Here is a 24,476-nt window from a genome sequence, read left to right on the forward strand (position 1 = left end):
TCGCTATGCTACCAATCCCGGCCCTGTGTTGGCTATGCCGCCTGCCGTTGCAGATTGCCAGCCACGGTTTGTGCAGCCGCTGCGTGCAGCAAATTCCGCGGCTACCGGCACTCTGTCCCTGCTGCGGTTTACCGGCCAGTGGAATGCAGCCCTGCGGGCGCTGCCTGCGCCGCCCGCCGCCGTGGCAGAGCCTGAGCTGCGTCAGCGATTACCTGCCGCCGCTGAGCGATTGGGTGCAGCAGCTGAAGTTTTCTCGCGTAACCGCACTCAGAGTGATGCTGGCGCGGCTGATTTTGTTAAAATTGTTAACAATGCGTCGTGATTACCGGCTGCCGCGTGTAGATTTGGTGCTGAGCGTACCGCTGCATCGTCGGCGCGCCTGGCAACGCGGCTACAATCAGGCGGCGCTGCTAGCAAAACCGCTGGCTCGCTGGCTGGGCTGTGAATATCGCGAAGCGGTAAAGCGGGTGCGACAGGGCGCAGTTCAGCATTCATTGAGCGCCAGCGCGCGCAAAAAGAACCTGCGCGGCGCGTTTCGCCTTGAAATGCCGGTGCGCGGACGCCATATCCTGCTTATCGACGATGTTGTGACGACCGGAAGTACCGTGGCGGAAATTAGCCGCATCCTGCTGGCGCAAGGCGCGGCCAGCGTACACATTGGTTGCCTGTGCCGTACCTTGTAGAGCGTCGGTGTTGGGCGTATTATAACCAAGTAATTTAGTCAACTATTGAGCAATCGCCATGATCGTTATTACTGATGCTGCGCAAGAGCACTTCTCAAAATTGCTGTCCAAACAAGAAGATGGCACTCAGATTCGCGTATTCGTCATTAATCCGGGTACGCCAACCGCAGAATGCGGTGTTTCTTACTGCCCACCCGATGCAGTAGAAGCGACTGATACCGAATTTAAGTTCGAAAAACTGTCAGCCTTTGTTGATGAGCTGAGCGCACCTTACCTCGATGACGCGGAAATCGACTTTGTTACCGACAACCTCGGTTCGCAGCTGACGCTGAAAGCGCCTAACGCCAAAATGCGGAAAGTCTCTGACGATGCGCCAATGGTGGAACGCGTGGAATATCTGCTGCAAGCGCAGATTAACCCGCAGCTGGCTGGTCACGGCGGTCGCGTATCGCTGATGGAAATCACCGATGACGGCATCGCCATTCTGCAATTCGGCGGTGGCTGTAACGGTTGTTCGATGATCGACGTCACGCTGAAAGATGGCATCGAGAAGGAGCTGCTGGCAGCCTTCCCTGAGCTGAAAGGCGTGCGCGATTTGACCGAGCACCAGCGCGGCGAGCACTCGTACTACTGATTAAGCACGCGGCAGCGACCCGACGCTGCCGCGCGTTCTTCAACGCTTCCTGCGCCCGGTATTCACCGCATTCAATAAGCCCGGCACGTTTCCTCTAAACATCTTTTCGATTGTGACGCTTAACTTGCGCCGCCAGTTTGGATATTCATCTACCGTACCCGGCACGTTGACCGGTGAAGTCATAGCAAGCCAGTCTTCAGGTTGCAGCCCCAGCAATGCGCTGTTAGTGCGCGCCAGATAGCGGTGGAAGCCGCGATTGAGCATCGGTGTGAAGGACAATCGGCTGGCAACGGTACCGTGGCGCGCAGGCAACGTATTCATCTGATGCAGCGCATCCAATAGCGCCTGTTTTTGTTTATCCCTTTGCCTTAGCAATGACATGTATACGCTCTCCTGGTACAAGCCCAGTTTGTGACCCAGAAAAAGATCCTCATATCTCCAGAATCCCGCCAACGTCGGCAAATCATGGGTACTGGCGCTGGCAATCGACTGCACGGGATACTCTTGCGGCTGACGATAGCTGCCATCGCCGTGCTGCTCGAAGAACAACACTTTCCACGAGAAAATGCCGCTTTTGCGCAGCAGGCTGACGATCTCTTTTGGCACCGTGCCGAGATCTTCGCCAATGACCATGCAGCGATGGCGCTGACTCTCCAGCGCCAGGATCGCTAGCAGATCCTCAACCGGATAGGCCACGTAAGCGCCTTTATCCGCGCTTTCGCCGTAGGGAATCCACCACAAGCGCAGCAGCGCCATCACGTGATCGATACGCAAAGCGCCGCAGTCACGCATATTGGCGCGCAGCAGGTCGATAAAAGGCTGATAGCCGCGCGCGCGCATCACATGTGGATCGAGCGGCGGCAAACACCAGTTTTGCCCCTGCGGACCGAGGCGATCCGGCGGTGCGCCAACGGAAGCGCCGAGTTTATACAGTTCCGGATCCTGCCAGGTTTCGGCGCTGCCTTGCGCCACGCCGACCGCTAAGTCGCGATATAATCCCACTTCCATGCCAAGCTGCTGGCTAATTTGACAGCAGATGGCAAACTGCTCTTGCGCCACCCACTGCAACCAACTCCAGAACTGAATCTCCTCTTCGTGTTCCGCACACCATTGCTGCACCTCCGGCAGCAAAGCGTTGCGCCAGCCTTCCGGCCAGTTGGTCCAACCCCATTCATCAGGATGCTGCTGGCTGCGTTCGGCGAGAATGCCATCAAACGCCGCCTGATAACGCAGATGGTCGCCGCCCTCAACGATAAATTGCTGGAATCCGGCATCTTCAGCGGCGCGCGGCTGGAAGCGCTGCCAGGCAAAGCGCAGCGCGGCCAATTTCAGTTTGGCCACCGCGCTGTAATCGACAAACTCAGCCGCGCGCGCCTGATCCAGCGCTTTGCGTGTTTTCGCCCTTTGCCACCAACGCTGCGCTGCCTCGCTACGCTGAAAATCCTCCAGCCGATTAACGTCGATATACAGCACGTTGAGCCAGCGACGTGAGGTTGGGCTGTAAGGACTGGCATGTTCTGGCTGTGCAGGATAAAGCGCATGCAAAGGATTAAGGCCAACGAAATCACCGCCATTATTGGCAACGTTCTCCAGCATTTGCGCCAAATCGCCGAAGTCACCGATGCCCCAATTGTCATCCGATCGCAGCGTGTAAAGCTGTACTAACGCGCCCCAAAGTTTCTCTCCTTGCTCAACCGATGCCGGGATAAAACAGCGGCGTGGCGCAATGATGATGCGTGTTTGCCACTGCTGGCGACCTTTGCGCAGCGTGAGCTGGTGATAACCTTGTGACAGACGCGGCGGCAGCGTGAGCGGTTCTCCGCCCTGCACTTCGCCGCTGAAGCTTTTGCCCTGTTCGGTTTGTAGCTGCCAGGAAAAAGTGCCGCTGCCTTGTGGCGTCAGTTGGCGCTTGCTGCGAGCGGCAAATACCTGCACCGGCGGCAGCGGTGGCGCTTTACCGGTTGGCGTTTCCATGACTGCCAGCAACGCGCGTTTGGTCTCATCGCTGATGGTTTCCGGCTCGCCGTGCGCGTTAATAAAGCGCAGCGAAATGCCGGCATCCTGTGTCGCCTGGTCCAGCTTGTTGAGCGTCATCGTGTCTCCAAAATCATCAATCGTGTCTTTATCGGGCCGCCTGCCAAATCCGCTGCTGATAATCGCGAATTGAACGGTCAGAGCTGAAGCGGCCGGTGTGAGCGGTATTGAGGATCGCTGCGCGCGTCCAGGCGTCCGGGTTTTTCCACAACGCTTCCACCTGCTGCTGCGCGGCGATGTAGGCATCAAAGTCGGCCAGCACCAACCAGGGATCGCCATTTTTGGTCAGGCTTTGCAACATCAAATCAAACGCATGCTTATCGCCGTCGCTGAACTTGCCCTTCTCCAGCTCCTTCAGCAAACCATCCAGATAAGGATTCTGTTTACGCAGCTTTTTCGGGCTGTAGCCGCCCGCCTTCAGCGCTTTCACCTCGTCCACGCTGTTGCCGAAGATAAAGATATGCTTCGCGCCCACCGCTTCAGCAATCTCCACATTGGCGCCGTCCAGCGTGCCAATAGTGAGCGCGCCATTCAGCGCAAGCTTCATATTGCCGGTGCCGGAAGCCTCATAACCGGCGGTGGAAATCTGCTCGGAGAGATCGGCGGCCGGAATCATCAGCTCTGCGGCGGTGATGCGGTAATCCGGGATAAACACCACTTTGAGGCGATCGCTGACGAGTGGATCGTTGTTGATCACTTCCGCCACTTTGTTGATGGCATAGATGATATTTTTGGCGAGGTAGTAGCCGGGCGCGGCTTTGGCGCCAAACAGGAACACGCGCGGCACGAAGTCGGGGTTATCCGGGTTGTCGCGCAGCTGGCGATAGCAGTGCAGCATATGCAGCAAACTGAGGTGCTGACGTTTGTACTCATGCAGTCGCTTAATCTGCACGTCAAACAGCGCATCCGGATTGATATCAATGCCGGTCACGCGCTTGACGTAGAGCGTCAGCCGCTGTTTGTTTTGCTGCTTGATGTCGCGAAACTGCTGACGAAACGCCTTCTTGCGGGCGAAAGGTGCCAGCCACGCCAGCGCATCGAGATCGTTGGCCCACTCAACCTGCAAGCTGTCATCGATCAGCGTCGCCAACAGCGGATTGCACTGTTTCAACCAGCGGCGCGGCGTGATGCCGTTGGTCACGTTATGGAATTTGTTCGGCCACAGCAGGTGATATTCCGGGAACAGATCTTTCACCACCAGCTCGGAGTGCAGCGCCGCCACGCCGTTGACGGCGAAACAGCTCACCACGCACAGATTCGCCATGCGCACCTGACCATCAGCCACCACCGCCAGCTTGTGCCAGATCGCTTTATCGTCTGGCCACCGTTGCTTCACCACCTTTTTCAGGCGGCGATTAATCTCGCGGATGATCAACATATGGCGCGGCAGCAGGTCGCGCACCAGCTTCTCATCCCAGCGCTCCAGCGCTTCCGGCATCAGCGTGTGATTGGTATACGCAAAAGTGCGGCTGGTGATATGCCACGCATCGTCCCAACTCAGTTGATGCTCATCCAGCAGCACGCGCAGCATCTCCGGGATGGCGATGGTGGGATGCGTGTCGTTAAGCTGGATCACTTCGAAATCAGGCAAAGTGCGAATGGCGCGCCCGGCGAGATGATGACGCCGCAGAATATCGCCCACCGCGCAGGCGCACTGGAAATACTGCTGCATCAGGCGCAGCCGCTTACCTTCGGCATGATTATCATTGGGATAGAGCACTTTGGTCAGCTTGTCGGCTGCAATGCCTTGCTGCTCAGCCTGCAGGAACTGGCCGTTGTTGAACGCGGTGAGATCGAACGGCTGCGCGCTGCTGGCTTTCCACAAGCGTAGCGGCAGCGTGATACCGTTGCGATAGCCCACCACCGGCAAATCCCAGGCTTCCCCTTTGAGGTGAATTTTAGGTCGCCAGCTGAGGCTGCCATCGTGGTTCTCTTTGACCTTGCCGCCGAGGCCTACCTGCACATCCAGCGCGGCGTTGTGGCGGAACCACGGATAGCGATCGCGCTGCCAGTCATCCGGCGCTTCCTGCTGCTGTCCGTCGGCAAACGTCTGACGAAACAGGCCGTATTGATAGTTGAGGCCGTGGCCCATCGCAGCCTGGCCGACGGTCGCCATCGAATCCATATAGCAAGCGGCCAAACGCCCCAATCCGCCGTTACCGAGTGCCGGATCCACCTCCTCTTCCAGCAGTTCGCTCAGCTCAACCCGATGTTCCGCCAGCGCGGCTTGCACTTCGTTATACCAGCCAAGATTGAGCAAATTGTTGCCGGTCAAACGCCCCAGCAGAAACTCCATCGACAGATAGTTGACGTGGCGCTGCCCGTGTTTGGCTGGCACAGGTGGCTGCGTCGCCAGCATTTCTGCCAGCACGCGGCTCAGCGCTTGCCACCATTGCTGCGGTGTCATTTGCTGGGCGGAAGTGAGTCCGAGATGCTGCCATTGGCGGGTGAGCGCGGCGTCGAAACGTGTTTTATTGAATTTTTGCTGCGACATATCAATCCCTTCGAGTCCGTTAACGGTAAAGCCGGGCGAGCGCAAGAGGTGAATGGATAAGTAAAGCTGGGGGCGCAGAAAAAAGCGACAGGGAAATGCAGGTGCGGTGAAAAAAATCGGTGCTGATTTTTGTAGCGGCGCGATTTATCGCGCAATTAATTGCGCCGCTACGGCATTAGCAAAGTTCGAGGTGAACTTCGTGCTGTTCAATCACTTTCAGCACGCTGGCCGGCGGGCTTTGATCGGTATACATGTAATCAATCAGGCTCATATTGCCGAGGTTGACCATCGCATTACGGCCAAACTTCGAATGATCCACCACCAGCATCACGCAGCGCGAGTTTTCGATGATGGCGCGTTTGGTGCGCACTTCGTGATAATCGAACTCCAGCAGCGAACCATCCATATCAATGCCGCTGATGCCGAGAATGCCGTAATCGAGGCGAAACTGCGAAATGAAGTCCAGCGTCGCTTCGCCCATGATGCCGCCATCGCGCGTGCGCACTTCGCCGCCGGCGATAATTACGCGGAAATCAGGTTTCGCCATCAGCAGAATCGCCACGTTGAGGTTGTTGGTGACAACGCGCAGATTGTTGTGATTGAGCAGCGCATGCGCCACCGCTTCCGGCGTGGTGCCGATATCAATAAACAGCGTGGCGCCATCAGGGATCTGGCTCGCCACGCGCTCGGCGATGCGCGCTTTCTCCGCCGACCACATCATTTTACGATCCTGCCATGCGGTATTTTCTGAGCTGGACGGCAGCGCCGCCCCGCCGTGATGGCGCATGATTTTGTTCTGATCGGCCAGGTCGTTCAGGTCACGCCGAATGGTTTGCGGGCTGACTTCAAAGTGATCCACCAGCTCTTCGGTACTGACATATCCCTGACGCCGGACCAGATCGATAATGGCGTCATGACGTTGCGTCTGCTTCACATCTCTCTCCTCGGCTCGTGGCCGCTTCTTTTATTGGTGCTGCTAACGACGCGTAATCTTACGCGTATCAACAAATGCCATCGCTAAACCCACCAGTAAGCCGGTGACGTGCGCGGCGTTGGCGATCGACAGGCCAAATGCGCCGTACCAGCCAATCACCAACCATACGACCGCAAAGCCAATCAGGCCGCGCTCGAGATAAATACCACTTTCGGGATCGCGCTCGCCGCGCAGCCAGCAGTAACCCATCAACGCGTAAACCACGCCCGACAAGCCACCAAACAGCACGCCGCTGAACTTGGCCTGCATCCAGCCGGTTAGCAGCGCCGAGATCAGCATAATCACAAACAGCTTGCCGCTGCCGAGACGCTTCTCGACCGCACCGCCGAGATACCACCACCACATCAGGTTGAACAGGATATGCAGTAGCGAGAAGTGCAGCAGCGCATGGCTAAACCAGCGCCACACCTGGAAATATTGCGAAGAATCCGCCGGCCACGCCAGCCAATCCAGCGCCACATCATCACCGACGATCTGCATCAGGATAAATACCGCGACGCAGGCGATCATGATGGTCATGGTGAGCGGACCTGCGCGTTCGCGAATGCTCGCCCAGATATTAGTGCGCTCGTAGCGCAAGCCACTTTCGGTGTTGCCGCTATGCCAGCTGGCCGCCTGATAGCGCGGATGGTTGGGATCGCGCACGAACTGCGCGAGTTCGTTTTCGACCCTCTCCAGCTTGCTTTCGTCATCCAACATAATGACAAAGTGGCTTTCGCGCTCAATGCGTAGCGTCACGCCGCGGGTCGCCATGTAGTCGACAAACGCCTGCGCCATGCGCGGATTATTGAACTGGGTGATGCGCATCATGCGGTGATCTCCTTCCTTATGCGATGGGCTCAGGCGTCGCCGAGGGCAACCTGCGCCGGGAATGCCGCGCGCCAGGCATCAAATCCGCCGTCAATGCTGTACGCCGCGCTGAATCCCTGGCCCAGCAGGAACTGCGCCGCGCCTTTGCTGCTGTTGCCGTGATAGCACATCACTAGCACCGGCAAAGCCTGATTGGCGTTGGCGATGAAATCCGCCAGATTGTCGTTGGTCAGGTGCTGCGCGCCCGCCGCGTGGCCCATCATAAAGCTCTGCGGATCACGGATATCCACCAGCTGCGCACCTTGTGCCAGATGCTCTTGCGCCTGCAGGACGTTAATACACTCGAAGGTTTCCATGGTGTCTCTCATTACTTCATCACAATTAGCGCCTAGTTTAACCTGAGAACGCGCCGCGATAACCTGACAAGTCCTGTGGTTATGTGATTTTTTTCCTGTCGGAATGTTAGCTATATCACGCAAAAATGTTTTTATTCAGTTAACCGCTGGCGTAGATGTTGGTTTCCGATTATTATTACGCTCGAAAACGAACATTTTAGAACTATTCCGAACATCGGAGGAGATGACGTGGAAACCAAAGACCTGATCGTGATCGGCGGCGGCATTAACGGAGCCGGCATTGCAGTGGACGCTGCAGGACGCGGACTGTCGGTGCTGATGCTGGAGGCGCGGGATTTGGCCTGTGCAACCTCCTCCAACAGCTCGAAATTGATTCACGGCGGCCTGCGCTACCTTGAACACTATGAATTCCGCCTGGTGGGCGAAGCGTTAGCAGAGCGTGAAGTGCTGCTGAAAATGGCCCCGCACATCGCTTTCCCGATGCGCTTCCGTCTGCCGCACCGTCCGCATCTGCGTCCGGCGTGGATGATCCGTATGGGCCTGTTTATGTACGATCGCCTCGGCAAACGCACCACGCTGCCGGGCAGTAAGAGCCTGCGTTTTGGCGCGGATTCGGCCCTCAAGCCGGAGATCACGCGCGGATTCGAATATTCTGACTGCTGGGTTGATGATGCGCGCATGGTGGTACTCAATGCGCAGGAAGTGGAAAAACAGGGCGGCGAAGTACGCACCCGCACGCGCGTGACCCGCGCCTGGCGTGAAGCCGGTTTGTGGATGGTGGAAGCCGAAGATATCGACAGCGGTAAAACCTACACCTGGCGCGCCAAAGGTCTGGTCAATGCGGCCGGTCCGTGGGTAAAAGAGTTCTTCGACGATGGTCTGAAGCTGAAATCGCCGTACGGCATTCGTCTGATCAAAGGCAGCCACATCGTGGTACCGCGCGTCCATCGCGAAAAGCAGGCGTATATCCTGCAAAACGAAGATAACCGTATCGTGTTTGTGATTCCGTGGATGGATGAGTTCTCCATCATCGGCACCACCGACGTGGAGTACAAAGGCGATCCGAAAGACGTGAAGATCGATGACAACGAAATCAGCTACCTGTTGAACGTGTTCAATGGACACTTCAAACAGCAGCTGAGCAAAGATGACATCGTCTGGACTTACTCGGGCGTACGTCCGCTGTGCGATGACGAATCGGATTCGCCGCAGGCCATCACCCGTGATTACACGCTGGATGTGCATGACGACAACGGCCAGGCGCCGCTGCTGTCCGTGTTCGGCGGCAAGCTGACCACCTATCGTAAGCTGGCGGAACATGCGCTGGAGAAACTAACCAAATACTACCCGAATATCGGCCCGGCGTGGACGAAAAACGCGGTATTGCCGGGCGGGGATTTCTCCGGTTCACGCGAGGATTACACCGCCAGCCTGCGTCGTCGCTATCCGTTTATCAGCGAAGGGATGGCGCGTCACTTTGCGCGGACTTACGGCAGCCGCACCGAAGAGCTGCTGGCAGGCGCGAAGAGCATCGACGATCTGGGTGAAAACTTCGGTCACGAGTTCTACGAAGCCGAGCTGCGTTACCTGGTGAAAAACGAATGGGTACGCGAACTGGATGATGCGATTTGGCGTCGTACCAAACAAGGTATGTGGCTGAACGAAGCCGAGCAGGCGCGCATTGCCGAGTGGCTGGCGGTCAACGCACAGAAACCGGCGTTGTCGTTAGCGTCATAATCTCAGCCAATTAAAAGGCCGTTATCCTGATGGGATAACGGCCTTTTTTATGGAAAACAGCACGAAAAATCGCGCCGCTACGAATGCGTGTACATCCCGTAGCGGCGCAATGCATTGCGCGAATTTGCCCTTATAACCCCGCATTCTCGCGGATGTATTTACGCGCTTTTACCGCATATTCGAACGGATTGGCCAGCGCCGGATCCTGCTCCGCTTCCACCACCATCCAGCCTTTATAGCCGTAATCATCGAGGATTTTGAACACCGGTTTGAAATCGATCACGCCATCGCCCGGCACGGTGAAAGTCCCCTTCTTCACGCCATCCAGGAACGACAGCGATTTCTCACGCACTTCGGCTACCACGCTGTCGCGCACGTCTTTCAGATGCACGTGGAAAATACGCGGCAGATATTTGGTCAGCACATCCAGCATCGCCTGCTGTGAACCTTCGGAATAGTAGATGTGGCCGGTATCGTACAGCAGGCCAACATTCTCATTGGTCGATTCCATAAAGCGGTCGATCTCGGCTGGCGTCTGAATCCCGGTGCCCATGTGATGGTGCAGCGTGACGCGCATGCCTTTCTTCGCGGCGATCTCCGCCAGCTCGTTGTAGCCTTCCGCGGTTAAGCGCCACTCTTCATCGCTGAAAATCGGCTTCTGCTCCAGCACCGCCAGCGTGGTGCCCTGAATACTTTTGCTCTGCTCGGAGCAACCAATCACGCGCGCGCCCATCGCATGCAGGAAGTTCATGTGATTGGTGAATTCGTCAATGGTTTTCGCTTTGTCGCCGTTGGCGAAGAAGGTGCTGAACCAGGCGTTGCAGATCTGAATGCCACGGATATCTAGCATCGGCTTGAGAATCGCCGGATCGCGCGGGTATTTGCTGCCCACTTCGCTGCCGGTAAAGCCCGCGAGCGCCATTTCACTCACGGTTTGCTGGAAGGTGTTTTCGCTGCCCAGCTCTGGCATGTCGTCGTTAGTCCAGCCGATTGGCGCGATCGCCAGTTTAACGTTGTCTTTGTTCATGGTGTTGTCCCTGATTCACAGAGGCGGCCGCCGAGCCGCCGAGGAGTATTTAGCGCACAGCTCAGTTATTTGGCGTAGAAATCCGGACGCGGCGGCATGGTTACCGGCTCAATCGCACCGCTGTTCTGCGCTTTGTGGCAGGCATCGGCGGCCACGGAAGCAGCAAAACCATCCCAGGCAGAAGGTCCGGTCAGTTGGCCGTCTTTCACGTCATTAATAAACGCTTGCAGCTCAACGTCATAAGCATCAATGAAACGGTCTTTCCAATCGGTTAGCAGCGGCACGCCGAGACGCGCGTTTTTGCGCGTTTGGATCGCCGAAGGCTCCGGTAGCTTAGCGATGCCCTCTTCGCCCACTACTTCACACTGAATGTCGTAGCCGTACGCGCAGTTAACGAAGATCTCCACATCAATGCGGATACCTTTCTGCGTTTCGAACAGCACGATCTGCGGATCTTTTAGATTGGCATGAGACTTCGAGGTGGTGCGTGGGAACACTACCTGCACGGTTTTGTAGTCGTCTTCGGTTAGCCAGCGCAGCACGTCCAGCTCGTGAATCAGGGTGTTGGTGATCGCCATGTCGGTGGTGTAATTCTCGCCGACGCTCTGGTTGCGGTGCGCGCAGTGCAGCATCAGCGGTTCGCCGATTTCACCGTCAGTGATCACTTTTTTTAGCGCGCGATAGCCGGCATCGTAAGGGCGCATAAAGCCCACTTGCACCAGACGTTTACCGTGTTTGATCTCGGCATCCACAATGCGACGGCAACCTTCAGCGCTCAGCGCCAGCGGCTTTTCACAGAACACCGGTTTGCCGGCCGCGATTGCCGCCAGCGTAAACTCTTCGTGGGTCGGATCCCAGGATGTCACCAGCACGGCGTCAACGTCTGGCGAGTTGATCACCTGATGACCATCCTGATACACCTCGGCTTCGATATTCAGACGTTGCAGCGCCGCGCGCGCCCCTTCCACGTTGATATCAGAAACCGCCACCACTTTGGCACCCTGCAAGACGTTATTGCAGCGACGAATGTGTTCCTGACCAATTGCACCGGTACCAATTACACCGAGTTTGAGCGTCATAATTACACCTGTAGAGTCGGATAAGTTAGGGTAAAACAAGGCCGGAGAGCTCCGGCCTAAAAGAGGTTTTAATACTTACGTGCTTGTTCGATATGCACGTTAAGGTTGTCGGCCACTTCTTGCGTGCGCGTTGACGTAGAGGTTTGCGCCACGCCGACGTGCCACCAGCTGAAGTATTTGTGCACCATGGTTTTTGGCAGCACTTTGATGTCGAACAGCACGGAAACGGTCTGCTTCTGCGCGTCGATCAACGCGGCTTCCAGCTGTTCCAGCGTGGTGATGCGGTAGGTTTTGCAGCCGTATCCGCCGGCAATCGCCGCGAAGTCCACTGGCACAAAGCCGCCATCCAGCTTGCCGCCTTCCGGATTACGGAAGCGGAACTCGGTGGTGAAGCTGTCCATGCCGTGTTCCATCTGCAGGTTGTTGATACAACCGTTGGTCATGTTATCCAGCAGCACCACGTTGATTTTCGCCCCTTCCTGAATCGACGTGACCAACTCGGAGTGCAGCATCATGAACGAACCGTCGCCAACCATGACGTAGACTTCACGCTGCGGCTGCGCCAGCTTTACGCCCAGCGCGGCATTCACTTCATAACCCATACAGGAGTAGCCGTACTCAACGTGGTACGAGTTGTAATCTTTGGTGCGCCACACGCGCTGCAGGTCGCCCGGCAGACTGCCCGCTGCCGCGACAATCACCGCATCCTTTGGGAGTTGCTCGTTTAAGGCGCCCAGCACGCTGCTCTGCGTCAGCACCGATTTCGTCAGGCGCTCAAACTCGGCAAACAGCGCTTCGCGATCGGCGTGGTCGGCGATTTCCGGAATGAAATCGTCGGTGTTATAGGTGGCGGCATAGACGCGCTGCGTCTCTTTCAACAGCTTGCTTTGCGACAGCTCAATCTGGCCGCCCCAATGGTTTTCGAAACCTTGCAGCCCGCTTTCCAGCGCGGTTAAACCTTCACGCGCATCCGCCAGCAGCTGCACCGCATCCAGCTTGTAGCTGTCGAAGTTGCTGACGTTGAGGTTCAGATAGCTCACGTCCGGATTCTGGAAAATCCATTTCGACGCGGTGGTGAAGTCGGTGTAACGCGTACCGATACCAATCACCAGATCGGCCTCTTTCGCCAGCAGGTTGGCCGCCAGGCAGCCGGTTTCGCCCACGCCGCCGACATTGAGCGGGTGATCGGAAACGATGGTGCCTTTACCGGCCTGAGTTTCGGCAAACGGAATGTTGAAGCGCTCGGCAAATTTCAGCAGCGCATCCCCGGCATCGGAATATTTCAGGCCACCGCCGACAATGATCAGCGGCTTGTGTTTACGCGCAATCAGCGCCAGCGCATCTTCTAATTGCGCGGCAGTTGGCAAGCGGCGATCCAGACGATGCACACGTTTCTGGAAAAAGTATTCCGGGAAGTCCCAGGCTTCGCCCTGCACGTCCTGCGGCAGCGCAATCGTCACCGCGCCGGTTTCTGCCGGATCGGTCAACACGCGCAAGGCGTTGATGCAGGCAGTCATCAGCTGTTCCGGGCGGCTGACGCGATCCCAGTATTTGCTCACGGCGCGGAACGCGTCGTTGGTGCTGATGCTGAGATCGTGGCTCTGTTCGATCTGCTGCAATACCGGATCCGGTTGGCGCGTAGCGAACACATCGCCCGGCAGCAGCAGTAAAGGAATGCGGTTGGCGGTCGCGGTGGCAGCAGCGGTAATCATGTTGGCCGCGCCGGGACCGACCGATGAGGTACAGGCGATAATCTGACGACGCAGCGACTGCTTGGCAAAGCCAATAGCAGCGTGCGCCATGCCCTGCTCGTTACGGCCCTGATGCACCACCAGATCGCCGCTGTCCTGCTCCAGCGCCTGTCCCAATCCCAGCACGTTGCCGTGACCGAAAATGGCAAAAATGCCTTTCACAAATTTGGTTTCAACGCCGTCAACGTTCAGGTATTGGTTATCAAGAAATTTTACCAGCGCCTGTGCCGTGGTGAGTCTGATTGTGCCCATATGCTTCTTCCTTTACATGCTGGTACCTGCGGCGAGGTACATCGCGGTTCGGGTAAAAACTGCCGTTCACGGCGCCCGCGGATTAAGTGAAACGTGAGGCGATTATAAACAAATATTTTTTTCATTAAACACGATTACAGAAGAAACATTTCATTTTGCGATGGAGATCAAATTCAGCAATGAAACGTGGGCTGCGCAAGCCGCGAAAGGGGGAAAAGTGGAACAGTAACAGGTCATTTGCAGGTCATAACGAAATTTCATTTCACTTCAGTAGCTTCCTTGATTCGCCAGCACTTTCCTGAGACCTGGCTCACAAGCCTGACTATCACTGAAACTCCCGACGATTCAAACGCCGCTTTGCGGCCTGGTCAGAGTTTTACCTGGCTCACAAAATCGTGATGGATGTTTCATTTCATATTGAATTTGGAATTTTTATTCCTCATACTGCGACCAAAGCCAATCAGGCACCTTGAGAACCCGGAAGCAAAGCGCTCGACGTTGGGCGGCAGCGCCCGCAGTGTCTGCTTATCACAGAAGGAAACAATAGGTATGAGTACACAACAGAAGCGGCTTGATGTGATTTGTATCGGACGCATCGCCGTCGACCTCTACGGTCAGCAAATTGGATCACGCCTGGAAGATATGACCAGCTTCAACAAATATCTCGGCGGGTCTTCCGGCAACGTGGCCTACGGTACGGCGATCCAGGGCCTGAAATCGGCGATGCTGGCGCGCGTAGGTGACGAGCATAACGGCCGCTTTTTGCGTGAAGAGCTGCAACGTGCGGGCTGCAATACCGATGGCCTGATTACCGATAAGCAGCGCCTGACCGGGCTGGTGATCCTTGGGATCAAAGATGAAGAGAGCTTCCCGCTGATCTTCTACCGCGACAACTGCGCCGATATGGGGCTGGTGCCGGAAGATATTAACGAAGATTTCATCACCTCTTCACGCGCGGTCGCCGTCACCGGCACGCACCTTTCGCATCCGCAAACCCGCGCCGCCGTACTGAAAGCGCTGGATATCGCCAAACGCAACGGCCTGCGCACCGCGCTGGATATCGATTATCGTCCGGTACTGTGGGGATTGACCTCACTCGGCGACGGCGAAACGCGTTTCATTGAATCGGGCGAAGTGACGCAACAGCTACAGGAAGTGCTGCACTATTTCGATTTGGTGGTCGGAACGGAAGAAGAGTTCCATATCGCTGGTGGCAGCACCGATACGCTGACCGCGCTGAAAAATGTGCGTAAATCGAGCCAGGCCACATTAGTGTGCAAACGCGGTCCGCTGGGTTGCGTGGTGTTTGAGGGCGAGATCCCGGATAGTTGGGAACAGACCAAACTGCAGAGCGGCGTGCGCGTTGAAGTGCTGAACGTGCTGGGTGCCGGCGATGCCTTTATGTCTGGCCTGCTGCGCGGCTGGCTGAATGATGAAAGCTGGGAGCAAGCGTGCCGTTACGCGAACGCCTGTGGCGCGCTGGTGGTTTCGCGCCACGGCTGTGCACCGGCGATGCCGACCAAAGAAGAGCTGGATGATTTCCTAAGCCGCGATAAAGAGGTGAAACGTCCGGATCTTGATGTACGTCTCAATCACCTGCATCGCGTCACCACGCGTAAACAGCAGTGGCCAGAGCTGAATGTGTTCGCCTTCGACCATCGCAAACAGCTGGCTGATATGGCGCGCGAAGCGGGCGTCAGCGAAGCGCGCATCCCAGAATTGAAACTGCTGCTGCTGCGTGCCGCAGAAGAAGCGGCCAATGAAGCCGGCCTGAATGAAAAGAGCGGCATCCTCGCGGACACCACTTACGGCCAGAAAGCGCTGAACGCGATTACCGGTAAAAACTGGTGGATTGGGCGTCCAATTGAGCTGCCAAGTTCACGTCCGCTGCGTCTTGAGCACGGCAACATCGGCTCACAGCTGGTCGACTGGCCAGCCGAGCACGTGGTGAAATGTCTGGTGTTCTACCATCCGCACGACAGCGCGGAACTGCGTAAAGAGCAGGATGAGCTGGTGCTCGATGTGTGGAATGGCTGTAACAAGAGCGGGCACGAACTGCTGCTGGAGCTGATTCTGCCGGAGAGCAATCCGGACCGTAACGAATCTTACTATTACGACATGCTGAGCCACTTCTACAGCCTTGGCATTCAGCCAGACTGGTGGAAACTGCCGCCGCTGTCTGCCGAAAGCTGGCAGGCGATCAGCGGGTTGATCGAGCAGAACGACCCGCACTGCCGCGGCATTCTGCTGCTGGGCCTCGATGCCCCGGAAGAGACGCTGAAAGCCGGTTTCGCCGCCGCAGCGCAAGCGCCGTGGGTGAAAGGTTTCGCGGTAGGTCGCACCATCTTCGGCCAGCCGTCACGCCAGTGGCTGCAAGGCGAGCTGGATGATACAGCGCTGGTTGAGACCGTGAAAGGGAACTACCTGCGGTTGATCGGCTACTGGCGCGCTGTACGCGGTTAAGTGCGAAGTTAGCTGGGAAAAAGCGGCCAATTGGCCGCTTTTTTGATTGTGCTCGCTGGCCCTCATCCTGGCCTTCTCCCGCCAGCGGGAGAAGGGACCGCTCCAGCAATTGTTGAGTAATGAACGCGATCCGGTGTACCGCACAAGACGGTTCCCTCGCCCGCTTGCGGGAGAGGGTTAGGGTGAGGGGAAAACCTGCATATTCTGTGAGGCATTTCATAAACCGATGAAATAAGCGTCACGATGATGTCAAACAAATGAAATTTTCCATCCATCTGGTACTATAGCGCTCATTATCCAGCCATATTTTCTTTTCTAGCGGGCCGAAGTAATGACCAATAATCCAACGCAATTAACCTTGTTACAGGACGAGATCCGTCGTCGCTATGAGACGCTGAGCAAACGCCTGAAGCAGGTGGCTCGTTATATCCTTGATAACAGTAACAGCATCGCTTTCGATACCGTTGCTTCAATCGCACAACATGCCGATGTGCCGCCCTCCACGCTGATCCGCTTTGCCAACGCCTTTGGCTTCAGCGGCTTCAACGAAATGAAACAGGTTTTCCGTCAGCACCTGATGGAAGAGACCGTTAACTATACCGAGCGCGCACGTCTGTTCCGCCAGACCGCCACCGACGACAGCGCCACTTCACCCGAAAGCCCGGCCGAAATCCTCAACGTCTTCACCATGGTCAACAGCCAGGCGCTGCAACAGCTGGCGATGCAGGTCAATCCAGACCAGCTCAACCGCGCGGTGAAAATGCTCGATGAAGCCGAGAACATCTACATCATCGGCCTGCGTCGCTCATTCAGCGTGGCATCGTATCTGGTGTATGCGCTGCGCCATCTGGAGCGTCGTGCGTTCCTGATCGACGGCCTCGGTGGCATGTTCACCGAGCAGCTGAGCATGGTGAACCCGAAAGACGTGGTGATCGCCATCAGCTATTCGCCATACGCGCGTGAAGCGGTGGAGTTGGTTGAGCTGGGTGCCAAACGTGGCGCGCATCTGATCGCCATCACCGACAGTCAGGTCAGCCCGCTGGCCGCCTTCAGCGATGTGTGCTTTGTGGTGCGTGAAGCGCAAGTGGATGGCTTCCGTTCGCAGGTCGCTTCGCTGTGTCTGGCACAGACGCTTGCCGTGTCGCTGGCGCTGAACAACAACGTGCCCAGCGAATAATCTCTTCGCAGAGTCGACCAGCTAACAAAAAGGGCAGCCAGGTGGCTGCCCTTCTTACATTGATGTGCAATCTACGAACGCGGATACTGGTCGCTGTTCACCCAGGCGTGATCTTTCTCCCAGGTAAATTTCCACAGACGTTTTGGACCCGCCATCACGTTGAGATAGTAGTTATCGTACCCGGCAATGGTTGCCACCGGATGATAGCCACGCGGCACCGTCACCACATCGCGGTTATACGGCGCCATGCACTCGTCGAGTGAACGGTCGTCGGTATAAACGCGCTGCATGGCGAAACCTGGCTCAGGATCGAAACGGTGATAGTAGGTCTCTTCCAGATAGGTTTCGTCCGGGCTGTTTTTCTGGTCGTGCTTGTGGCTGGGGTACGAACTGGTCGCGCCTTCATCGGTGTAAACTTCCACCACCAGCAGGCTGTCGGCCTCTTTATTGTCCGGCAGAATGTTGTGCACCAGACGCTGATTACGCCCTTTACCGCGCTGCTCAACACCAACATCTTCCGGCGCAATCAGTCGCGCCGGCAGGTTGCCGCTGCTCGGTGCATTACACACCGCCAGCTCCAGATCGCTATCCGCATACACTTCCACTTCGTCGTTATGCGGTACGTAAACTGAGTAAGGCGGAGTGCGTTCAAACGGCGACAGACGTTTACCCAGATTCGGAAACTCGGCGTGACGGGTTTTCACCGACGCAAAGCCCGCCACCAGCACCAGACACAACTCTTTGTCGCCGCTGCTCAGCTTCAGGCTCTGCCCTTTTTTCAGCAGATAGGCATCAAAGCCGACATATTCCCAGCCCGCGCTTTCCGGCGTGACGTGCTGGATGCGGCCGTTACTGTCGGGTTTTTGCGCTTTCGAAATCAGAGACATCCTGTTCCTCCTTGTTGAGCGAAATTAGCCCAGCGTCGGCATGCTGAACTCAGATACGGTCTGCTGGCCGCTCGGCCAACGCACGGTGGCGGTTTTCATGCGGGTGTAGAAACGCACGCCGTCTGGACCGTGCACGTTCAGCGCACCAAATACCGAACGCTTCCAGCCGCCGAAGCTGTGGAACGCCATCGGAACCGGAACCGGCACGTTAACGCCAACCATGCCAGCTTCGACGTTCTGCACGAACTCACGCGCGGTGTGGCCGTTGCTGGTGAAGATGGCGCTACCGTTACCGAATTCGTGGCTGTTAACCAGCTGCAGTGCGCTGTCGTAATCGCTGGAACGCATGATGCTCAGCACCGGCCCGAAGATCTCTTCGCGCCAGATGGTCATATCCGACGTCACATTGTCGAACAGCGTGCCGCCAACGTAGTAACCTTCTGCATGGCCAGCAACCTGGATGCCGCGGCCATCAACCACCAGCTTCGCGCCTTCCTGCTCACCTTTGTCGATGTAGCCCAGCACTTTCTTCTGGTGCGCAGCAGAAACCACCGGCCCCATTTCATTCTCTTCGGTACCTTTCTGGATGCCAGGACCGACGCGCAGCGCTTTGATCAGCGGCGTCAGACGCGCAATCAGTTTGTCTGCGGTGTCGTCACCCACGGCAACCACAACCGGCAGCGCCATGCAGCGTTCACCCGCTGAACCAAACGCGCCGCCCATAATGGCGTTCACGGTGGCATCGAGATCGGCATCGGGCATCACGATGGCGTGGTTTTTCGCCGCGCCAAACGCCTGCACGCGTTTACCGTGGGCGCTGGCAGTTTTATAGATGTGCTCCGCTACGCCGGAAGAACCCACGAAGCTGACTGCGGCGATGCGCGGATCTTTGTACAGCTGCTCGGCATCTTCGTTAGACGAATGCACCACGTTGAATACGCCATCCGGCAGGCCCGCTTCTTTCAGCAGTTCGGCCATGCGCACAGATGCGGAAGGATCCAGCGCCGGTGGCTTGAGGATAAAGGTGTTGCCGCACGCCAGCGCGATGGGGAACATCCACAGTGGCACCATCGCCGGGAAGTTAAACGGTGTGATACCGGCGACAACGCCGACCGGCTGCATCAGCGAATAGCTGTCAACGCCGGTGCCCACGCTCGGTGAGTTTTCACCTTTAATCAGATGTGGAATACCGCAGGCATACTCGATCACTTCGATACCGCGCGTCAGTTCACCCAGCGCATCGGACCACACTTTACCGTGCTCAGACACGATCAGTGCCGCCAGCTCTTCGCGATGTTTTTCCATCAGCGCTTTAAAGTTGAACATCACACGGGCACGACGCAACGGCGCGGTTTTCGACCATTCCGGGAAGGCGGCATGCGCGACTTCAATCGCCTTTTCCACTTCAGCAGCGGTGCTCTGCGTCAGTTCACGCACGACTTTGCCGGTCGCCGGATCGTACACGGGAATGGTTTCATTGCTGGCGCTGTGGGTAATTTTGCCGCCGATAAAGTTTCCTACGATAGTCATGTCGTTGCCTCTTAGATGTGAAGTTCCCTGCAGATAGCCCGTTCGAACCGCGACGCTGCGTGTGCAGGCAATACTTAAAGCGTGCTATGAAGCTATCGTAATGAAATGAATTTTTCAAATACTTCTTTTTAGAAAATTTCCTTTTAGCGGCATGGATCGCATTTTTTCCGCCTGCGCTGACAGCCGGGTGTAAATCAGCTCGTAGCGCTGCACTGCTGGCGCTAAAGGCTCGCCAAACCGCTCTGCCGCTAAGCCGTTGCCCGCACCGAATTTATGTCTGAAATCCAGCTTACCCATGCAACGCGAAACGAAATATGAAATTTTTGCGAGGCAGATCCAATATCTGATATTTCATAATTCAATAATAATGAAATAAATGTTCTCTTTGCAGCACCTAATCCGTATCCGTTTACAGGAGCCGCACATGGCCATCGATCCGACCCGTTTCTGTATTAACCGTAAAATTGCGCCCAGGCTAACGCTGGAAGCCTTCTTTCAGCTGGTGCAACGCCTGGGATTGAGCAAGGTTGAACTGCGTAACGACATGCAGAGCGGCAAGGTAACCGATGATCTCAGCGCGGCGCAGTTGCGCGCGCTAGCGGATAAGTACCACATCGAAATCGTGACGATTAACGCGCTCTATCCGTTTAACCGTGCCGATGAGTCGCTGCTGGCTAAAGCCGACGCACTGTTACAGGAAGCTCAGGCCATCGGCGCAAAAGCGCTGGTGATGTGTCCGCTCAATGAAGGGATTGAGATTTCGCCCCAGCAGACGCTGGAAGCGCTGCAAGTATTGGCGCCGCGCTTTGAAAAGTATGGCATTCAGGGGCTGGTGGAACCGCTGGGCTTCCCGATCAGTTCGCTGCGCTCAGCGGTGCAGACGCAGCAGCTGATTCAGCAAGCAAAAGTCCCGTTTAAGGTGCTGCTCGATACCTTCCATCATCATCTGTATGAGAACGCCGAAAACGAGTTCCCACAGGAGATTGATATCAACCATATTGGCCTGGTGCATTTGTCGGGCGTGGAAGATACCCGCCCGCCGGCGCAGCTGACCGATGAACAACGCATCATGCTCAGCGACCGCGATGTGCTGAACAGTGTGGCGCAGGTGAAACGTCTGGAGATGTTGGGCTATAAAGGCATTTACGCATTTGAGCCGTTTGCCTCATCGCTGGAGACGTGGAATACCGCTGAGATTGAACGCCAAATTCGCTACAGCATCGAGTTGCTGCAAGCCTGAAAACGAACCCTTATCTGTGTCTAATGACACATTTTGTTAGTGTTGGCCTCGGTCGGAGGCCTTTTTTTCATACCCGTCATATTTTAAGCCATAGCTGCGTTGGCTGCCCGTGCTCACCCCAGTCACTTACGGGCGTAAGCTCCTGGGGATTCTCACGCTTGCCGCCTTGCTCTGACGTAAACTATTTAGGGTATGCCTGAGTTCAATAGCAAAATTATGCGTTCTCTTTAACCTCCCCCATCGGCTCTTCCGGCATCTGCTTAATCATGCGCAGCGTGCAGAACAGCGCTAAACACACCAGCAGTGCGGTGAGGAAATAGACCAGCGAAACCCCGGCATAACTCATAATGAAACCGGCGATCGGGCCGGTGATGCCCAGCGATAAATCCATAAACGCGGTATAGGTGGCGAGCGCGCTGCCCTGATTCTGCTGCGGCACCACTTTCACCGCCACCACGCCAATCGCCGGGAATACCAGCGAGAAACCCGCGCCGGTGAGGAACGCGCCCATCTTCGCCATCCACGGGTCGAATGAACCGGCCACCAGAAACAGGCCCATCGCTTCTACCGCAAAGCAGATACTCGCCACGCGCAAACCACCGAGCTTGTTGATGGCATTCGGAAACAGCAGACGCGTGCCGACGAACGCGGCGCTGAACATGGTCAACGCGAAGGCGGCGCCATCCCAACCTTTATCCTGATAAAACAGCGTGATAAAGGTGGCGATCACGCCAAATCCGGCGGAACCCATCGCCAGAATCAGGCCGAAACCATACACCTTGCTCAGCACGTCACGGAACGGCAGCGGCTTGGCTTTGCTGCCTTTCACCGGTGCACGCGGCAGCGCCAGCGCAATTGCCAGTAAACAAATGGCAATGATGATGCTGGAGAGCAGCAGCAAGCCGCCGCTGCGGAAAATCACCACGCCGAGCGGCGCACCGATCGCCATCGCGCCATAGGTGACAATGCCATTCCACGAAATTACCCGGCCAATATGCAGCGAACCGACGCGCGCCACGCCCCACAGCGACGTGCCGGTGCCGGAAAAACTTTGTCCGATGCCGAGAATCACGCGCCCCAGACACAGCAGCACCAGACTCAGCACGCCCTGCCCATCGCTGAGCGCCGACAGCAAAATACAGATGCCGCTCAGCAAGCATCCCACCAGCCCCAGCACCACCACTTTTTTCGGCCCCCACATATCGGCATAGCGTCCCGCGTGTGGGCGACTGAGCAGCGTGGCGATGTATTGCAGGCTGATCACCAATCCGGCCCAGAAGGCGTTGTAGCCCAGTCCGTCATGGACAAAACCGGGCAGCACCGCCAGCGGCAAGCCGATGGTGAGATAGCTGGCAAAGTTGAACTTCACGATGGAAAGGATCAGTAAATTGAGGCGAAAACGGCCGTGTTCAGGTGCGGCGGCAGGCGAGTCAGGCATGAGTGATTGCGCTCGTGGGTGACGGAATTTTTATAACAAGAGGATAACTATACGCCATTTGGTTTTATCCGCATCAGTGAAATGCCCAGTTTTATGGTCATCATTTCGTCATATCGCGCTCGTAGACTCGCCCCCAATCAAATCCCAAAGAGGATAACAATCTGATGACGCCCCTGATTTCTCAGGCGCGCGTGCGTAACGCTCACGCCTTCGCGGGAGGTGGCCGATGACGCATGCCGCGCTGCCTATTGAACTGAAAAATCTCAGATGGTCGGTGGATAACCTGACTATTCTGCACGATCTCTCCCTGACCATTCCCGCAGGCGAAATTCTGGCGCTGCTCGGCCCGAGCGGCTGTGGCAAAAGCACGCTGCTGAAACTGCTGGCGGGTTTGCTGCAGCCCACCGCCGGCGAACTGTGGATCGGCCAACGCTGCGTGGCATCGCCGCACCACTGCGATGCGCCGGAAAAACGTAACCTCGGCATGGTGTTTCAGGATTACGCGCTGTGGCCGCACATGTCGGTGGCGCAAAACGTCGCCTTTCCGCTGCGCATGCGCGGCATGAAAAAAGCCGCCGCGCGGCAACAGGCCGATGCCGCACTGGCGCAGGTGGGCCTTGCGGATTTTGGCGATCGCAAACCGGCGCTGCTTTCAGGCGGCCAACAGCAGCGCGTGGCGCTGGCGCGCGCGCTGGTGGCGAAACCGGCCATTCTGCTGTTCGACGAACCGCTCTCCAACCTCGACCGCGACCTGCGTGAAACTCTGGTTCACACCATGGCGGATTTGCTGCGCGCGGCGCGCATCACCGCTGTTTACGTTACGCACGATCGCGACGAAGCCAACACGCTGGCCGACCGCATCATTCACCTGGCGCAGGGCCAGATTGTTTCCGTTACTCACCTCTCAGGGGACTGCAATGCCATCTCTCAAGTCAGTTAAAACAGGAGCCATCAGCGCGATGATGTTGACTTCCGCCATCATGATCAACGACGCCCAGGCGCTGACTGTATACACCGCCGGTCCGGGTTCGCTGTCGAAAAGTCTTGCCGCCGGATTTGAAAAACAGACCGGCATCAAAGTGAATATTTTCCAGGCCACCACCGGCAAAGTGATGGCGCGTCTGGAAGCGGAACAGGCCAATCCGCAAGCCGACGTGCTGATCTCGGCTTCGTGGGATACCGCCGAAGATCTGCAACAGCGCGGCTGGCTGCTGCCGTTCAACAGCGCCAACGCGGCGAAGGTGCCGGATCAGTTCAAAACCGCCAACTATGTCGCGCAAGGCATTTCCGCGCTCGGCATCGTGTGGAATACGCAAAGCAACACGCCAGAGCCGAAAACCTGGCAGGATCTCACCGCGCCCGCCTTCAAAGATAACGTCACCACGCCGGATCCGGCGCTGTCTGGCGCGTCACTCGATCTGCTGATTGGCCTGCAAAACAGCGAAGGCGAAAAAGCCTGGCAGCTGTTTGACCAGCTGAAAGCCAACGGCATGGTGATGAGCGGCCCCAACGCGCAGGCGGTGACGCCGGTGCTGCAAGGCGCGAAAGCGGCGGTGTTTGGCGCGGTCGATTACGTCACCTATAACAACATCGCGCAGGGCGAGAGCGTGAAGGTGATCTTCCCGGAAAACGGTACCGTGGTCGCGCCGCGTCCGATGATGATCCTGAAAAGCAGCCAGCACCCAGACGATGCGAAAAAGTTCGTTGATTACGTGCTGTCAGATGAAGGTCAGGAGCAAGTGGCGAAAGCCTGGCTGATGCCGGCGCGTACCGATATCAAAGCGCAACGTCCGCTGTTTACCGAGATCAAGTTATTGCCGACTAATCAGGATGGCAGCAGCGAACGTTCGGCGGTGCTAAAGCGCTTTGGCGCCCTGTTCGGACAGTAAG

20 protein-coding genes are annotated in these 24,476 nt (G+C 56.8%); 8 read left to right on the forward strand and 12 right to left on the reverse strand.

Annotated features, from left to right (window positions below):
- Window positions 1-5 precede the first annotated feature (5 nt).
- Together gntX and nfuA are read left to right on the forward strand one after the other, a co-directional pair.
- Window positions 6-683, forward strand: coding sequence for a DNA utilization protein GntX (gene gntX, locus ACYAC5_RS17930; protein WP_101762685.1), 678 nt, complete (start codon window positions 6-8; stop codon window positions 681-683).
- A gap of 58 nt (window positions 684-741) precedes the next feature.
- A complete protein-coding gene (gene nfuA / locus ACYAC5_RS17935) occupies window positions 742-1,317 on the forward strand; it encodes a Fe-S biogenesis protein NfuA (RefSeq protein WP_064741235.1) in 576 nt (191 codons plus the stop codon).
- A 39-nt stretch (window positions 1,318-1,356) separates the two neighbouring features.
- On the opposite strand, the gene malQ is transcribed toward nfuA, so the two are convergent.
- From malQ to glpE, 5 genes are all read right to left on the reverse strand, one after another.
- Window positions 1,357-3,411, reverse strand: a complete 2,055-nt coding sequence (malQ, locus tag ACYAC5_RS17940; protein WP_192414816.1) for a 4-alpha-glucanotransferase — start codon at window positions 3,409-3,411, stop codon at window positions 1,357-1,359.
- A 28-nt stretch (window positions 3,412-3,439) separates the two neighbouring features.
- Window positions 3,440-5,845: a maltodextrin phosphorylase gene (gene malP / locus ACYAC5_RS17945; protein ID WP_462062061.1), complete on the reverse strand. Its 2,406-nt coding sequence runs from the start codon at window positions 5,843-5,845 to the stop codon at window positions 3,440-3,442.
- Between the two features lie 175 nt (window positions 5,846-6,020).
- Window positions 6,021-6,779, reverse strand: a complete 759-nt coding sequence (locus tag ACYAC5_RS17950) for a DeoR/GlpR family transcriptional regulator (protein WP_008107931.1) — start codon at window positions 6,777-6,779, stop codon at window positions 6,021-6,023.
- A 42-nt stretch (window positions 6,780-6,821) separates the two neighbouring features.
- The gene (gene glpG / locus ACYAC5_RS17955; protein WP_222186062.1) at window positions 6,822-7,646 is read right to left on the reverse strand and encodes a rhomboid family intramembrane serine protease GlpG; all 825 of its coding nucleotides are present in this window, start codon (window positions 7,644-7,646) and stop codon (window positions 6,822-6,824) included.
- Between the two features lie 32 nt (window positions 7,647-7,678).
- The gene (gene glpE, locus ACYAC5_RS17960; protein WP_008107933.1) at window positions 7,679-8,005 is read right to left on the reverse strand and encodes a thiosulfate sulfurtransferase GlpE; all 327 of its coding nucleotides are present in this window, start codon (window positions 8,003-8,005) and stop codon (window positions 7,679-7,681) included.
- A 228-nt stretch (window positions 8,006-8,233) separates the two neighbouring features.
- On the opposite strand from glpE, the gene glpD reads away from it, so the two are divergent.
- Window positions 8,234-9,742, forward strand: coding sequence for a glycerol-3-phosphate dehydrogenase (gene glpD, locus ACYAC5_RS17965; RefSeq protein ID WP_110867634.1), 1,509 nt, complete (start codon window positions 8,234-8,236; stop codon window positions 9,740-9,742).
- Window positions 9,743-9,872: 130 nt separating this feature from the next.
- Here glpD and iolE read toward each other — a convergent pair whose 3' ends face one another.
- The 3 genes from iolE to iolD all read right to left on the reverse strand — a co-directional run bounded on the left by iolE (window position 9,873) and on the right by iolD (window position 13,851).
- Window positions 9,873-10,769, reverse strand: a complete 897-nt coding sequence (iolE, locus tag ACYAC5_RS17970) for a myo-inosose-2 dehydratase (RefSeq protein WP_137386669.1) — start codon at window positions 10,767-10,769, stop codon at window positions 9,873-9,875.
- 65 nt (window positions 10,770-10,834) lie between these two features.
- Window positions 10,835-11,848: a bifunctional inositol 2-dehydrogenase/D-chiro-inositol 1-dehydrogenase gene (gene iolG / locus ACYAC5_RS17975; protein ID WP_217549901.1), complete on the reverse strand. Its 1,014-nt coding sequence runs from the start codon at window positions 11,846-11,848 to the stop codon at window positions 10,835-10,837.
- A 68-nt stretch (window positions 11,849-11,916) separates the two neighbouring features.
- Complete coding sequence (gene iolD, locus ACYAC5_RS17980) at window positions 11,917-13,851, reverse strand: 3D-(3,5/4)-trihydroxycyclohexane-1,2-dione acylhydrolase (decyclizing) (RefSeq protein WP_192414810.1); 1,935 nt, start codon at window positions 13,849-13,851, stop codon at window positions 11,917-11,919.
- 549 nt (window positions 13,852-14,400) lie between these two features.
- Between iolD and ACYAC5_RS17985 the strand changes: the two genes are divergently transcribed.
- Together ACYAC5_RS17985 and ACYAC5_RS17990 are read left to right on the forward strand one after the other, a co-directional pair.
- Window positions 14,401-16,314 carry a bifunctional 5-dehydro-2-deoxygluconokinase/5-dehydro-2-deoxyphosphogluconate aldolase gene (locus ACYAC5_RS17985; protein WP_137386672.1) on the forward strand — a complete coding sequence of 638 codons (1,914 nt, stop codon included), beginning with the start codon at window positions 14,401-14,403 and terminating at the stop codon, window positions 16,312-16,314.
- 331 nt (window positions 16,315-16,645) lie between these two features.
- On the forward strand, window positions 16,646-17,491 hold the full coding sequence (locus tag ACYAC5_RS17990; RefSeq protein WP_101762694.1) for a MurR/RpiR family transcriptional regulator: 846 nt from the start codon (window positions 16,646-16,648) through the stop codon (window positions 17,489-17,491).
- A 71-nt stretch (window positions 17,492-17,562) separates the two neighbouring features.
- On the opposite strand, the gene iolB is transcribed toward ACYAC5_RS17990, so the two are convergent.
- The 3 genes from iolB to ACYAC5_RS18005 all read right to left on the reverse strand — a co-directional run bounded on the left by iolB (window position 17,563) and on the right by ACYAC5_RS18005 (window position 20,205).
- Entirely contained in the window at window positions 17,563-18,378 is an 816-nt protein-coding gene (gene iolB / locus ACYAC5_RS17995; protein WP_271461189.1) for a 5-deoxy-glucuronate isomerase, read from the reverse strand.
- 24 nt (window positions 18,379-18,402) lie between these two features.
- On the reverse strand, window positions 18,403-19,908 hold the full coding sequence (locus tag ACYAC5_RS18000; RefSeq protein WP_192236963.1) for a CoA-acylating methylmalonate-semialdehyde dehydrogenase: 1,506 nt from the start codon (window positions 19,906-19,908) through the stop codon (window positions 18,403-18,405).
- Window positions 19,909-20,022: 114 nt separating this feature from the next.
- Entirely contained in the window at window positions 20,023-20,205 is a 183-nt protein-coding gene (locus ACYAC5_RS18005) for a hypothetical protein (RefSeq protein WP_277974186.1), read from the reverse strand.
- A gap of 127 nt (window positions 20,206-20,332) precedes the next feature.
- On the opposite strand from ACYAC5_RS18005, the gene ACYAC5_RS18010 reads away from it, so the two are divergent.
- Entirely contained in the window at window positions 20,333-21,148 is an 816-nt protein-coding gene (locus tag ACYAC5_RS18010) for a TIM barrel protein (RefSeq protein ID WP_462062062.1), read from the forward strand.
- 214 nt (window positions 21,149-21,362) lie between these two features.
- On the opposite strand, the gene ACYAC5_RS18015 is transcribed toward ACYAC5_RS18010, so the two are convergent.
- Window positions 21,363-22,586, reverse strand: coding sequence for an MFS transporter (locus tag ACYAC5_RS18015; protein ID WP_309832827.1), 1,224 nt, complete (start codon window positions 22,584-22,586; stop codon window positions 21,363-21,365).
- 226 nt (window positions 22,587-22,812) lie between these two features.
- Here ACYAC5_RS18015 and ACYAC5_RS18020 point away from each other — a divergent pair, with 226 nt between their 5' ends.
- Window positions 22,813-23,526 (forward strand): ABC transporter ATP-binding protein, encoded by a 714-nt coding sequence (locus ACYAC5_RS18020; RefSeq protein WP_192414799.1) that lies wholly within the window; start codon window positions 22,813-22,815, stop codon window positions 23,524-23,526.
- Window positions 23,504-24,475, forward strand: coding sequence for an ABC transporter substrate-binding protein (locus tag ACYAC5_RS18025; RefSeq protein ID WP_199559723.1), 972 nt, complete (start codon window positions 23,504-23,506; stop codon window positions 24,473-24,475). Before ACYAC5_RS18020 ends, ACYAC5_RS18025 begins: the two co-directional genes overlap by 23 nt.
- The last annotated feature ends 1 nt before the right edge of the window (window position 24,476 follow it).

The organism is Pantoea sp. y20 (assembly GCF_054903455.1).